This window comes from Segatella copri (assembly GCF_026015625.1).
In the GTDB taxonomy this organism is placed as follows: Bacteria; Bacteroidota; Bacteroidia; order Bacteroidales; family Bacteroidaceae; genus Prevotella; species Prevotella copri_H.
In genome coordinates this window covers 3,052,490-3,065,188 of the sequence record NZ_JAPDVG010000001.1, presented here as the reverse complement: position 1 = coordinate 3,065,188, position 12,699 = coordinate 3,052,490, and the positions used below count along the sequence as shown (strand labels likewise).

11 protein-coding genes are annotated in these 12,699 nt (G+C 40.4%); 5 read left to right on the top strand and 6 right to left on the bottom strand.

The window, feature by feature from the left end; genetic code table 11:
* Positions 1-6 precede the first annotated feature (6 nt).
* The 5 genes from ONT19_RS12780 to ONT19_RS12760 all read left to right on the top strand — a co-directional run bounded on the left by ONT19_RS12780 (position 7) and on the right by ONT19_RS12760 (position 4,468).
* Positions 7-534, top strand: a complete 528-nt coding sequence (locus ONT19_RS12780) for a shikimate kinase (protein ID WP_153072582.1) — start codon at positions 7-9, stop codon at positions 532-534.
* Between the two features lie 70 nt (positions 535-604).
* A complete protein-coding gene (gene speA / locus ONT19_RS12775; RefSeq protein WP_118254296.1) occupies positions 605-2,497 on the top strand; it encodes a biosynthetic arginine decarboxylase in 1,893 nt (630 codons plus the stop codon).
* 81 nt (positions 2,498-2,578) lie between these two features.
* Positions 2,579-3,349: an acetylglutamate kinase gene (gene argB / locus ONT19_RS12770; protein WP_022120784.1), complete on the top strand. Its 771-nt coding sequence runs from the start codon at positions 2,579-2,581 to the stop codon at positions 3,347-3,349.
* Positions 3,350-3,462: 113 nt separating this feature from the next.
* The gene (locus ONT19_RS12765) at positions 3,463-3,978 is read left to right on the top strand and encodes an RNA polymerase sigma factor (protein WP_153072583.1); all 516 of its coding nucleotides are present in this window, start codon (positions 3,463-3,465) and stop codon (positions 3,976-3,978) included.
* Positions 3,968-4,468, top strand: coding sequence for a pyruvate ferredoxin oxidoreductase (locus ONT19_RS12760; protein ID WP_118153548.1), 501 nt, complete (start codon positions 3,968-3,970; stop codon positions 4,466-4,468). Before ONT19_RS12765 ends, ONT19_RS12760 begins: the two co-directional genes overlap by 11 nt.
* A gap of 760 nt (positions 4,469-5,228) precedes the next feature.
* On the opposite strand, the gene ONT19_RS12755 is transcribed toward ONT19_RS12760, so the two are convergent.
* From ONT19_RS12755 to ONT19_RS12730, 6 genes are all read right to left on the bottom strand, one after another.
* Positions 5,229-5,705: a hypothetical protein gene (locus tag ONT19_RS12755; protein WP_234564732.1), complete on the bottom strand. Its 477-nt coding sequence runs from the start codon at positions 5,703-5,705 to the stop codon at positions 5,229-5,231.
* 12 nt (positions 5,706-5,717) lie between these two features.
* The gene (locus tag ONT19_RS12750; RefSeq protein ID WP_264952125.1) at positions 5,718-7,919 is read right to left on the bottom strand and encodes a peptidase domain-containing ABC transporter; all 2,202 of its coding nucleotides are present in this window, start codon (positions 7,917-7,919) and stop codon (positions 5,718-5,720) included.
* Between the two features lie 27 nt (positions 7,920-7,946).
* Positions 7,947-10,217 carry an outer membrane beta-barrel protein gene (locus ONT19_RS12745; protein ID WP_118155356.1) on the bottom strand — a complete coding sequence of 757 codons (2,271 nt, stop codon included), beginning with the start codon at positions 10,215-10,217 and terminating at the stop codon, positions 7,947-7,949.
* On the bottom strand, positions 10,195-11,478 hold the full coding sequence (locus tag ONT19_RS12740; protein ID WP_118155354.1) for a radical SAM/SPASM domain-containing protein: 1,284 nt from the start codon (positions 11,476-11,478) through the stop codon (positions 10,195-10,197). Before ONT19_RS12740 ends, ONT19_RS12745 begins: the two co-directional genes overlap by 23 nt.
* Before the next feature lie 61 nt (positions 11,479-11,539).
* Positions 11,540-11,728 (bottom strand): hypothetical protein, encoded by a 189-nt coding sequence (locus tag ONT19_RS12735; protein ID WP_118155352.1) that lies wholly within the window; start codon positions 11,726-11,728, stop codon positions 11,540-11,542.
* 189 nt (positions 11,729-11,917) lie between these two features.
* A complete protein-coding gene (locus ONT19_RS12730) occupies positions 11,918-12,673 on the bottom strand; it encodes a hypothetical protein (RefSeq protein ID WP_117988607.1) in 756 nt (251 codons plus the stop codon).
* Between the last annotated feature and the right edge of the window lie 26 nt (positions 12,674-12,699).

The following is a 12,699-nucleotide window of genomic DNA, read 5'->3' as shown; positions in this document are numbered from 1 at the left end:
AAGAAAATGAAGTCAATCATCATCATAGGATACATGGGCGCCGGCAAGACAACGGTCGGCAAAGCCCTCGCCAAAGACCTTGGCGTTATGTTCTACGATCTCGACTGGTATATCGAGAGCCGAATGCGCAAGACCGTTAAACAGATCTTCGACGAAGTTGGAGAAGAGGGATTTCGCAAGATAGAGCACAATATGCTACACGAAGTGGCAGAGTTTGAAAATGTAGTGGTAAGTTGCGGAGGAGGAACACCATGTTTCTTCGACAATATGGACTACATGAACCAACTTGGCGAAACGTTTTACCTGAAGGCATCTCCAGAAACCCTTCACGCTCATCTGAAGATGGGCAAAGGCGTACGCCCTCTGCTGCTCAACAAAACACCGGAAGAGGTAGACGAGTTTATCCATGAGCAGCTGAAACTTCGAGAGCCTTACTACGAGAAGGCAAAACACATCATCGATATCAACGTGATGGACAATTATGATAAAATCAACGCTATTGTTCAGCAGATCAGAGACCTGCTGAACATATAGCCGTATCTAATAAAGTAATATATAATAAAGGTAACAAACAAAACTGATTTCCAGCAAGCAAGATTAGAAAATGAAGAAATGGACTATTGAAGACTCGAAGGAGCTCTACAACATCTGTGGTTGGGGTACTTCTTACTTTGGCATCAACGGCAAGGGTGATGTCTATGTAACTCCATGCAAGGACAACACGCAGATAGACCTGCGCGACATCATGGACGAGTTGGCATTACGCGACATCAACGCTCCCGTACTGCTCCGTTTCCCAGACATCCTCGACAACCGCATCGAGAAAACAGCCAGCTGTTTTCAAAAGGCAAAGGAAGAGTATGGATACAAGGGAGAAAACTTTGTCATCTATCCTATTAAGGTGAACCAGATGCAGCCGGTCGTTGAGGAGATTATCTCTCACGGCAAGAAGTTCAACCTCGGACTGGAGGCTGGCTCTAAGCCTGAACTCCACGCCGTCATCGCCGTACAGGCACAGAGCGACTCGCTCATCATCTGTAACGGCTACAAGGACGAGAGCTACATCGAACTTGCCTTGCTGGCTCAGAAGATGGGCAAGCGCATCTTTATCGTAGTAGAAAAGCTCAATGAGCTGGATATCATCGAAAAGGTAGCCAAAAAACTCAACGTAAAGCCAAACATCGGTATCCGCATCAAACTGGCTTCTTCAGGCTCAGGCAAATGGGCTGAAAGCGGCGGCGATGCATCTAAGTTCGGCTTGACCAGCGCAGAACTGCTCACAGCCCTCAAGAAGATAGACGAGATGGGGTTCCACGACTATCTGCGCCTTATCCACTTCCATATCGGAAGTCAGATTACCAAGATTCGCCGCATTCAGACTGCTCTCCGTGAGGCAGCCCAATTCTATATTAGCCTCCACAAGATGGGCTACAATGTAGATTTCGTAGATTGCGGTGGCGGACTCGGTGTAGATTACGACGGCACCCGCTCTTCAAGCAGCGAGAGTTCCGTAAACTACTCTATCCAGGAGTATGTGAACGACTGTGTCTATACATTCGTAGATGCAGCCAATAAGAACAATATCGAGCACCCTAACCTCATCACCGAGAGCGGCCGTTCGCTCTCTGCCCATCACTCAGTCTTGGTTATCGATGTCTTGGAGACAGCTTCCCTGCCAGAAATGCCAGAGGAGTTTGAGGCGAAGGAGACTGACCACCAGCTGGTGAAGGATCTTTATGAAATATGGGACAACCTGAATCCTCGCAACATGCTGGAAGACTGGCATGATGCCGAGCAGATTCGCGAAGAGGCATTGCAGCTTTTCTCTCACGGCATCGTAGATCTGAAGACCCGTGCAGAGATTGAGGCTATGTACTGGAGCGTGTGCCACGAGATCAACAATCTTGCCAAGCACATGAAGCATGTACCTGAGGAGCTCAGAGGATTGGATAAAATTCTTGCCGACAAGTATTTCTGCAACTTCTCTCTGTTCCAGAGCCTGCCAGACAGTTGGGCTATCGACCAGCTCTTCCCTATCATGCCTATCCAGCGCCTGAACGAGCGTCCTACCCGCAACGCTACCTTGCAAGACATCACCTGCGACAGCGACGGAAAGATTGCCAACTTCGTTACCGACGGTCATATAGGAAACGTTCTTCCTCTTCATCCATTGAAGAAGAACGAGCCATATTATCTCGGTGTATTCCTCGTTGGTGCCTACCAGGAGATTCTGGGCGACATGCACAATCTCTTCGGCGACACCAATGCTGCCCACATCTCTGTAAAGGACGGCAAATATAGCATCGACCAGATATTCGATGGCGAGACCGTAGAAGAGGTATTGGATTACGTACAGTACAATCCGAAGAAGCTCGTCCGCCAGTTGGAGCAGTGGGTAACCAAGAGTGTGAAAGAAGGCAAGATTTCGCTCGATGAGGGCAAGGAATTCCTGGGCACCTATAGAAATGGTCTCTTCGGATACACATATCTTCAGTAAGAATTAACAGTTGATAGTTAATAGTTTACAGCAAGATTGCCCTATAAACTATTAACTATTAACTATAAACTAAACTTAAAGATGGAAAAAGTAACAGTAGTAAAGGTAGGCGGTGCCATCGTTGAAGACAGCGAGCAGCTGGCACAGCTCTTGAAGGATTTCGCAGCCATTCCTGGCAAGAAAGTATTGGTACATGGCGGTGGCCGCCGTGCCACTAAGGTAGCCTCAGCCCTCGGCATAGAGAGCAAGATGGTAAACGGACGCCGTATCACCGATGCAGACATGCTGGAAGTGGTAACAATGGTTTATGGTGGTCTGGTCAACAAGAACCTGGTTGCCAAGCTCCAGGCTAACGGCGTGAATGCTCTCGGTCTGACCGGTGCTGATATGGACGTAATCCACAGTCACAAGCGTCCGTTGAAGGACGGTATCGACTTCGGATTCGTGGGCGATGTAGAGCGTGCCAACGGCAAGATGCTCCAGACCCTTATTAATGAAGGCATTACTCCAGTGATGGCCCCATTGACCCATGACGGCAAGGGCAATATCCTCAACACCAATGCCGACACCATAGCCAGCGAGACAGCCAAGGCTCTGGCTCCTTACTACGACGTGACATTGATATATAGTTTTGAAAAGAAAGGCGTGCTCAGTAATCCTGAGGATGACGACAGCGTGATTCCAGTAATTACCCATGCCGATTTTGAGAGATATAAAGCAGATGGTACCGTAGCAGGCGGCATGATTCCCAAGTTGGAGAATGCCCTTGCAGCCATCGATGCTGGTGTGAAAGAGGTGATTATCACCCTTGCTACCGCCATCGACGGAAAGCACGGAACGGTGATTAAGTGAAGAACGAAGAGTGAAGAATTCATCACTTTTTTTCTTAACAAGAGTTAAAAACAGAAATAAATTAAGATTGGTTGTAACTTTCTTATAGCATAGTCGTCATTAATTATAGAGGGATGAAAGAAATCAGTTTCCAGAACGATGTTTTGCCGCTGAAGAACAAACTCTTCAGGCTGGCCCTTCGCATTACTCTCAACCGGGAGGAAGCGGAAGACGTTGTGCAGGATACGCTGATTAAAGTCTGGAACGCCCGCGACAGATGGCTGGAGCTTGACTCCATCGAGGCATACAGCCTCACCATCGCTCGCAACCTCTCGCTCGACCGCATCAAGAAGATGGAAAATCAGAATGATTCGCTGGAAGAGCAGAATACAGAAAGGTTAGACGAAAACACTTCTACCCCCTCAGAAAGGATGATTCAGAAAGACAAACTGGACATCGTAAGGAATATTATCGACGAGTTGCCTGAAAAGCAGCGCAGCTGTCTGCAGCTTCGAGACATCGAAGGAAAGTCCTACAAGGAAATAGCAGACATCCTCTGCATCACGGAAGACCAAGTAAAGGTGAACATCTTCAGGGCTCGTCAAACAGTCAAACAAAGATTTCAACAATTCGACAGATATGGATTATAAGTACATCAACCAACTTTTGGATCGCTACTGGAAGGGCGAGACTTCTCTCGAAGAAGAGGAGATTCTCCGTGCATTCTTCAGCCAGGACGAGTTGCCTGCCGAGCTGAAGCCATACCAAGCGCTCTTCTCTTACGAGATGGGCGAGGCTAAGCAAGAGGCGCTGGGTGATGACTTCGACCAGAAGATGATGGCGATGATTGAAGATGAATATACCAAGAAGCCTAACAAGGCAAAGGTGATTTCTTTGACAGAGCGCCTGAAGCCTCTCTTCAAGGCTGCTGCCGTGGTAGCTATCATCCTGACATTGGGCAATGCTGCTCAGGTACCTTTCCAGAGCAATGACATTGATTCTGTTGAAAACGTAGGATACATCAAGAGTGGCAAGGGCGTGTCCGTAGCCATGGGAGATTCTGCTTCGGTTGATTCTATGCAACGCACAGGCATCGATCAGGTAAGCACTCCAACAACGTCTCCAACGTTATTAAAGTAGATTATTTCTATGCTTTCTCTATAAAAAATCATGTTTAGTAAAACAATTCTGAAGCTGTGAAGTTTCAATTCTCTCAAATTTTTCATAACATACTAACGTAATAGGGCTGCCAGGATGTACTGGCAGCCCTTACTTATTTTATATATTTTGCACGCAAGCGTATGATAAAGGATACACAAGTAGCTCAATTTATTGCTACTGCGAAGCTTCATTTAAGTCTCCTTCCGGTCATCATTGATGACTCTTACTTACCTCAATATAAGACACTTAACCTGTTTAAGAAGGAGCGTTTGAGAGGTTATTTTTCCAGATGGGGGTTAACAGAGTTAACAGTTAACAGCCCAGAATGTATACTTCCCCCCACTCACATATAATAATAAGTATATATATTTATATATAATATAAGGTATGGGAGAGGGGAGGATGCAAAAAACAGCTGTTAACTGTTAACCTGTTAACCCTTTGCCCCTTTTGTTAACAAAACTAACTCGCTCTAATTTGGACTTTGATTGAAAATCAAGAAGTTGGGCGTTTGCCTATATTATATAGGTAACAATATGGAAACGAGCGGACTTCTGCTCGTTTCTGTATTTTGCAATATGCAAAGAACGCCTTAATTCGGGGACAAAGATACGATATTTTTCTAAATATCCAATGATTTACAAGAGGAATTTTATGGAAATTAGAACTTTTGCGTAAAATCTGATGCTTAGCAACACAATATGCATCCTAAAACAAACGGCAGGTGTTCGGACATAGACTATCCGAACACCTGTTGCCATAACGTTTTATTGCTGACAATGATTCTGACATCAGCTTTCATATACTTTTGCAGTATAGGAGTATTTTGTCCCTGTGTGCTCACTGTGGCTATAGCCATAAAATAGTTGCCATCTTCCCTATGTATGAGCTTGGCATTATGGCTTATAATGTTGCAGTTATAAGATACATTGTCGTTACCCTCGAAAGATACATGAGCCGTCCTTGGCTCATCGAAAAGGTACAAATACTTATATGGCACAAACACTTGCACTGTTCTTTGATTGATGACCTCACCATTAGCATCTATGGATATAGGATAAGGTATCTTGTAGAAAGCAACTGCGAGGGCGAGAACTATTATCGTAATGGCAACCGTTCCCAAGCTGACGAGGCGAGGAGGAACCTTGCCTATCACGTTCCTCACCTTCTCGCTTCTCAACTCGATATTATCTGTTTCTTTTTCTTTCTGTTCCATGTCAAAAGCATTTTAGTTTCCCAATTCCAACTGATTCTTCACAAGATTATAGTATGCTCCTCGCTTGGCTGTCAGCGATTCATGATTGCCAACTTCAACGACCTTACCATGGTCTATGACTACGATTTGGTCGGCATTCTTCACCGTGCTTAGGCGATGAGCCACAATCACAACAGTCTTGCCCTTGTAGAACTTATCCAAGTTCTCCACGATGCTTCTCTCGTTGTTAGCATCTAGCGAGTTGGTTGCCTCGTCAAGGAAGATATAGTCAGGATTCTTATACACCGCCCTCGCTATCAAGATGCGTTGTTTCTGTCCCTGGCTCAGTCCCACGCCATCACGTCCAATCTTGGTGTTGAACTTCAGAGGCAAAGCCATCACATAATCCTTGATACAAGCTATCTCGGCTGCTTTTAGCAACCGTTCCTTGTCTATGTCACCATCATCAACAGCAATGTTACGTGCGATACTCTCCGAGAAGATGACACCTTCCTGCATCACAACGCCACATTGTCTGCGCCACCATTTCTTGTTGAGCTTGTTGATGTCAGTATTGCCTATGTTGATTTGTCCCTCCAAGACAGGATAGTAACCAAGCATCAAACGAATGAGGGTGGTCTTTCCACTGCCAGATGCGCCAACAATGGCTGTCACCTTGCCTTGCGGAATGTGAATGTTCACATCGTCTATGGTCTTGCGCAAGGCATGTGGGTCATACTTGAACATGATGTTCTTGATGTCAATGCCCTCATTCTTATCTTCAATAGAAGTTAGCAAGCCTTCCTTTCCATTCTCATCATCCATCTGGTGAATCTCGTTGATACGTTCCAAACTAATCTTCACATCTTGCAGGGAATAGAAGAAGTTCATCAGTTGCTCCACAGGCGAGTTGAGCTGTCCGATGATGTATTGCACGGCAAGCATCATACCGAGTGTCATTTGACCATGAATCACAGCGGTAGCAGCCACTACCGTGATGATGATGTTCTTCACCTCGTTGATAAAGATACTTCCTGCCTCCTGTGTCTGTTGGAGTTTGAGTGATTTCATCTGCACTCCAAACAAGTCTGCTTGCGTATCTTCCCATTCCCATCTTCTGCGCTGTTCACAATCCTGCAACTTGATTTCCTGCATGGAAGTTATGAACTCGTAGGTCTTGTTGTTGTTGATGGCTTGCTGCTCAAACAGTTCGTAATCAAGCACCTTCCTCCGCTTCAAGAACAAAGTCATCCATGCACCATAGAGGATGCTTCCCAATAAGAAGATGGCAAACACCAATTTATTGTAGAAGAACAGCACCACCGAGAATACCACGAAAGTAAGCATGGCAAAAGCGATGTTGAGTGTCTGCTGAGTAAGGAAGTTGTTCACACGGCTATGGTCGTTCATCCTCTGCATCAAGTCACCCATGAGCTTCGTGTCAAAGAAAGACATCGGTAGCTTTAAGAGCTTGATGAAGAAGTCACTTACCAATGATATGTTGATACGTAAGGAAATGTGAAGCAACAACCATCTGCGGATAAAGTCGATTGCCGTTCTGCTGATTGTAAGCATCAACTGTCCCAACAGAATAAGCCAGACAAAGCCGATGTTTTGGTTCTTGATGCCGACATCCACGATGGATTGGGTAAGGAATGGCAGAACTAGTTGCAAGAGACTTCCAACTAACAAACCCAAGATGATTTGCCCGAAATACTTGCGATATTTTCTCACATACCCAAGGAGAAAGCGGAAAGACCTCTTCTCTTTGGTGTTCTCTTCGTCCTCCATCTTATAAGTGAAGAAAGCAGGAGTGGTTTCCAAAAGCATAGCAATGCCCCTGTCCTCACCATTAGACGAGGTGCTTATCCAATGCAGTTTGAATTCTTCTAGATTATAAGTTACTAATCCTTTGCCTGGGTCTCCGACATAAAACTTGTTCCCTTTTTTGACATTATATAAAACAACGAAGTGATTTTGATTCCAATGTAGAATGCAAGGTAATGGCATTTCCATTGTATCCTTAATGTCCAACCTTGCACAAAGTGTATGGAAACCTAATTGTATGGCAGTTTCGTTGATGCCATGCAAAGATACACCTTCCGCTGAAGAAGTACAAATACCCGACAGATAAGACAGAGAGTAATCTCGTCCATAATATTTGCAAATCATCTGCAAGCAGGCTATACCACATTGCATTGTGTCAAATTGATATGTTATTGGAAAACACTTCATTTCCATATTATTGTAAATAATTTATTGTTACTTAGCCGTGTTAAATTGGGTAAGACCTGCATCTTGATCCTTATTTCTCAAACGTTTACTTCCCTGATTATGCCCTTTTCCTTTTGTAAAATAATAGGTAAAGTTAACTGCAATTAAATTTTTAAAATTATTCCATTTTGTTTCTTCTTCAAAAGAGAAGTTTTTTATACTTGCATAAGTCCTATTTGGTTTTGGATTATGTATATACTCTACTCCCAAAGAAATTGATTTAATCTTATATAATATGGAAGTTGTTGTCTGAAAACCTGTTTGCTGAAAAATGTCGCCATTTGCAGTTGTCGTAGGAAAGTTTCCATTCCATGATATTTGCCATTTTTTAGGTAAGAGATTGACACTGACACCAGTGTTATGCATAGAATGCCGAATACATTGGTTAGGTGTGTCATACTTTGAATATTGATAATTATAATAGGGTTGGATATTAATCCAAGATGCTGGTTGATACCTAAAGGATACTGACGTACTTAGTTCATTTGCATTTTTTATTCTTGATATACTTTCTATCATATCATCTCCATAGCTAGCTATAACAGGAACGTTCTTACTAGGATAAAAGTCATTACTTACAGAAGCTACAAAATACCATTTTCTATCATTTGAACTATATTGATATTGTAGATTGGTTCCATAAACATAATATGGCTTTAAGCCCATGTTCCCTTGGAGGAAAAAATGTTCGTCAATCGCAACTTTGCTATCTGTAAGATTGCCTACATTAGGGACAATTGACCTTATGGAAGAAGTGAAACGCAAAGAAGACAACTTTGTACATTGTAAACTTAACGCTAATGAAGGGCGAAGAACCCAGTAGTCAAAGCTTTTTTTATCTGCGGTATTATAGTGATTATTTTCAATCCCAACTCCAAAAGTATAAGAAAAGTTACTTACACCCTTACTATATTCGCCATAAAAATATTCCTTTTGTGTGCCAACTTTCGAGAAACTATCTACATTATATGTTTGTGAAAAGTTTTTGTACAGATAATAGGCACCTAAGCCAAAACTGCCGTTAAATAATTTACAATTATAAAGCAACTCTGCAATTATAGAATAAGATTTATTATCTATATTGTTTTCTAATTTTTGAGAAGAACAATCATTTAAAATATTGTTGGAATTGGATTTGTAGAATGTATTGAGGACATTCAGAGAAATGTTTTTATCCTTATTGAAAGAATAGTGATAGTACAAATCTACAGAAAGTCCATTATAGTCACTTTTTAGCCTTCGAGAATTAGAAATATTTTCCGCATCATTGATATTTTGCTCATATTTCTGAGTGCCTGGATTTTTTGTGAATTCTATTTGAGAACTAAACAGACTTTTGCCTTGACTATGTTGGTAATTTACCTGCCCAATATGAAATTGTCCGACATATACTCCAGAAGTGCCTTGGTAAATGTTACTTTTATTTCCATAACGGTAGCTATTATTCATAAGGTTACTATTCAAATCACGATAGTCGATAAAATAAGCCGCTGAAATGGTGTTTAATGAATCTTGATAGGTCATGGATGCTAAATTGGTTCCATATCCAGCATTTACTCCATTTTTAGTACTTAAATAAAATGTATATAGCGTATCATTTTGCTTTTTTGTAACAACATCAATCACAGCTCCAATACCTTCATGTGCATAACGTGCTGGAGGATAACTATAATAATTAACATATTTGATGTCATTCGGTTTGAGTAACATTAAATCTCTAGCAGTTCTGCGAATTCCGTCAATAAGGACAAGGACGCTTTTGTTATCTACAGTCGTAATACCTATTTCTGCTGGGTTGGTCTTAAACTGTGGCAAACAACTAATTGTTTCTAAGGCATTCGTTCCAATTTTCCTATCGTTTTCCGACAGAAAGATTTGGTCTTTATTACCAAAACTTCTTAAAGATTGTGACGTAATGACAACTTCATTAAGCTTCAAAGAATCTTCTTGAAGTTCAATAGTCCAAGTCTCAGAATTACGAAAAGTTCTGAAAAAGTTTTTGTAGCCAATTGATGAGATTTTCACGATTCCCTCTTTGCTTTTTGAGATTAACTCAAAAGTTCCATCAGTTTTACTAGTCGTTCCTTGTATAAAGGATGAATCTCGTGTGTTGAGCAGAGAAACGTTCACAAACGACAAAGGGTCACCATTGTTATTGATGACCTTTCCTTTTATTACAGTATTTTGTGCATAACTTAAAATGGGTAATCCTATAAAAAGTAGAAATGCACACAGTCTATTTAACACTTTTCGTTTCATAAATTGTATCAATATAGTTTACTAAAGAATCTTCTATATGGAAATCTACATTTTCAAGTTTGCATGCTTTTGTATAATTGTCACGGGGACAAACTCCCATGCACAATGGCAAATATTTACATTGCAAGCATCTCTTATTTTCAAAGAAAACCATTTTGTATTTCTTTATAAAGTCATGATTCCATTTTATGCTTCCATCTGGCTCAATCTCTCCATGAGTACACTTCTCATACAAATCGTTTGAAGCGGTACATTTTACGACATCCCCATTATAATTAATTGCATTGTAGTATTTACGATTAGCATAACAAGGAATAAACGTATTTACCGCATCAAAATGGACAGTATTATATCCAGATGCATGAAATTTTTGCAGTATTGTCTTTACGCTTTCATATCTGCTTTTACGAACATTTTCTTGCCATACTTTTTTAGGCATAACACGGACTTTACAACGATTTTGTGGAGAAATAATTTGGTTTACTTCCTCTACAATAATTTGATCTAAGTTTTCTTCCGTATAGTTTATTCTCAATAAAATTTCTATTGATGAACTATTGCTAAGAATATATTCTATATTATTCAAGACATGAGTAAATGCAGATGGACAATTATTTTGAAATTTTACTTTGTCATGTTGCTCTTTAGGACCATCAAGAGTTATTTGAAATCTTTTAAACCCTAAAGTTACTAAATCTGGGCATATTTTAGGAAGTAAATAGTATCCATTTGTAGTTGCTGTGGTTGAATAAGGTATTTGTTTTTGTGCACAAAGTTTCTGTGCATATTCACAAATAGGCAATATGACTTGCTTGAAATATAGGAAGGGTTCTCCACCAAACCACTCGATTTGTAATGACTTTATTTTTTCAACATTTATCATGTAATTTATATGTGTCTTTACTTTATCAATGGTGGCAACAGACATCTTTGAACCAACATGGTCTTGAATGCAATACCAACATTTAAAATTACAATTAAGTGTTGGCAGTATTGTTAGCAAATAGTCTTTACGACAAACTTGTTCATTATATTTTTCCCGAATAATATCCAATTCTTTGGTGTTGTCAGAAACTATAAAACCTTTTTCAACAAGACGAGAGCAAAAGTTTGTAGGAAGCATATTGATGTTATCATTCATGATATGCTCCAATTTCTTTCCCAAAGAAATTGGTACTTTGAAAAAAGTATGATTAATTCCATTGTACCAATAAGAATAGGAGTTTTTATGTATAATGTAATTATAATTACTTACTTTCATATTCTCTATATTTTAATAAAAAGGTAGGATGAAATTTCATCCTACCTAAAATTTTTCATTTTTACAAAGCTTTTGTACCATCACCAACAGATGGCTTTTGAATTGGCACTTGAATGATCGTACAATTACATCCTACAACATTGTTTGAACAACCTGTTTGTGATGCTTCTGCGCTTGCTGTACCACCCATAATATCTAATGTTTCCAAGGTGGACAACTCACTTTGAGTGAAAAGTTTTAAATCTTTCATGCTTGTAAGTTTTAAAATAATCTACTCTATACACTTTTCGATTTCTGTGCCTTTTGTCAGAACGGTCTGTATTTATGTGCAAAAATAAAAAGACTTTTTGAAACAAAGTAATTATCAGAGAATATTTAAACTACATTAAGCAATGTTATACGTGTTTACACTTTGCATAATAATACAAAAATAACGTTTTCATTTACTTTTCTTACTGTTTATCTGCATTTTTATCCTATTTGATTCATCAATAAGTTGTCTTGCTATACTATCTTTATATGATGCTACCTCAACCATTTTATGGTGTTGATAGACAGAATCTTCATAAACATCAACTCTGGTTCTGAGCTTGTATATCACATCTTCATCTCGTTGCACATTGAAATGCTTTTCGATGTAGCGAATATTCGGGTCATCAGATGGAAGAAACATTTTCAATGCCCTATATTTCAAGTCTGCCTCCTCCCAATCTTGATGCTCTCGCCATTGGGTGAGATTGCCCCAAATGGAAATGACAAGAGATAGAGCCAATCCACCTATGAAAAGAAGAACATTCTTTGAGATTGGCTCGAAGCGATGGGTTACAACCTTCTTTTGAGGTGAATTGTTCAACACTTCAAGTTTGTCCTGCAATGCCTTCGAGGAAACATCATTCTCTTGTCTCATCAGCTTGATGGCATTAACAAAGAACTTGCTTCGCTGCTCATTTTTGCTAAGTTCTACCTTGATAAGGTCAACAAAAACAACAATGGCATCTCTTAATTTGGATATTTTACCTCTGATTTCCTCTTCTTTGATAAACATCGCATTGATTGACATATCCAACTTGGTTATGTCATTACTTGCAGGAACGGTTTCCGCTCCTGCGTTCTTTGTGGAGGCAGAAAGTTCATCGACTTTCTGCTCCAATCTCTCAACTGTGCCGTAGATGGCTTCCAATAGTTCTTCTTTCATGTTCGATTCTATTTTTAAGTCTGTAA

Excerpts from the sequence above, each read along its gene's own strand:
- ONT19_RS12740 (WP_118155354.1), bottom strand. The coding sequence starts at position 11,478 with ATGAAAGTAAGTAATTATAATTACATTATACATAAAAACTCCTATTCT.
- ONT19_RS12760 (WP_118153548.1), top strand. The coding sequence starts at position 3,968 with ATGGATTATAAGTACATCAACCAACTTTTGGATCGCTACTGGAAGGGC.
- ONT19_RS12750 (WP_264952125.1), bottom strand. The coding sequence starts at position 7,919 with ATGAAGTGTTTTCCAATAACATATCAATTTGACACAATGCAATGTGGT.
- ONT19_RS12780 (WP_153072582.1), top strand. The coding sequence starts at position 7 with ATGAAGTCAATCATCATCATAGGATACATGGGCGCCGGCAAGACAACG.
- ONT19_RS12730 (WP_117988607.1), bottom strand. The coding sequence starts at position 12,673 with ATGAAAGAAGAACTATTGGAAGCCATCTACGGCACAGTTGAGAGATTG.
- ONT19_RS12755 (WP_234564732.1), bottom strand. The coding sequence starts at position 5,705 with ATGGAACAGAAAGAAAAAGAAACAGATAATATCGAGTTGAGAAGCGAG.
- ONT19_RS12745 (WP_118155356.1), bottom strand. The coding sequence starts at position 10,217 with ATGAAACGAAAAGTGTTAAATAGACTGTGTGCATTTCTACTTTTTATA.
- ONT19_RS12765 (WP_153072583.1), top strand. The coding sequence starts at position 3,463 with ATGAAAGAAATCAGTTTCCAGAACGATGTTTTGCCGCTGAAGAACAAA.
- ONT19_RS12735 (WP_118155352.1), bottom strand. The coding sequence starts at position 11,728 with ATGAAAGATTTAAAACTTTTCACTCAAAGTGAGTTGTCCACCTTGGAA.
- argB (WP_022120784.1), top strand. The coding sequence starts at position 2,579 with ATGGAAAAAGTAACAGTAGTAAAGGTAGGCGGTGCCATCGTTGAAGAC.
- speA (WP_118254296.1), top strand. The coding sequence starts at position 605 with ATGAAGAAATGGACTATTGAAGACTCGAAGGAGCTCTACAACATCTGT.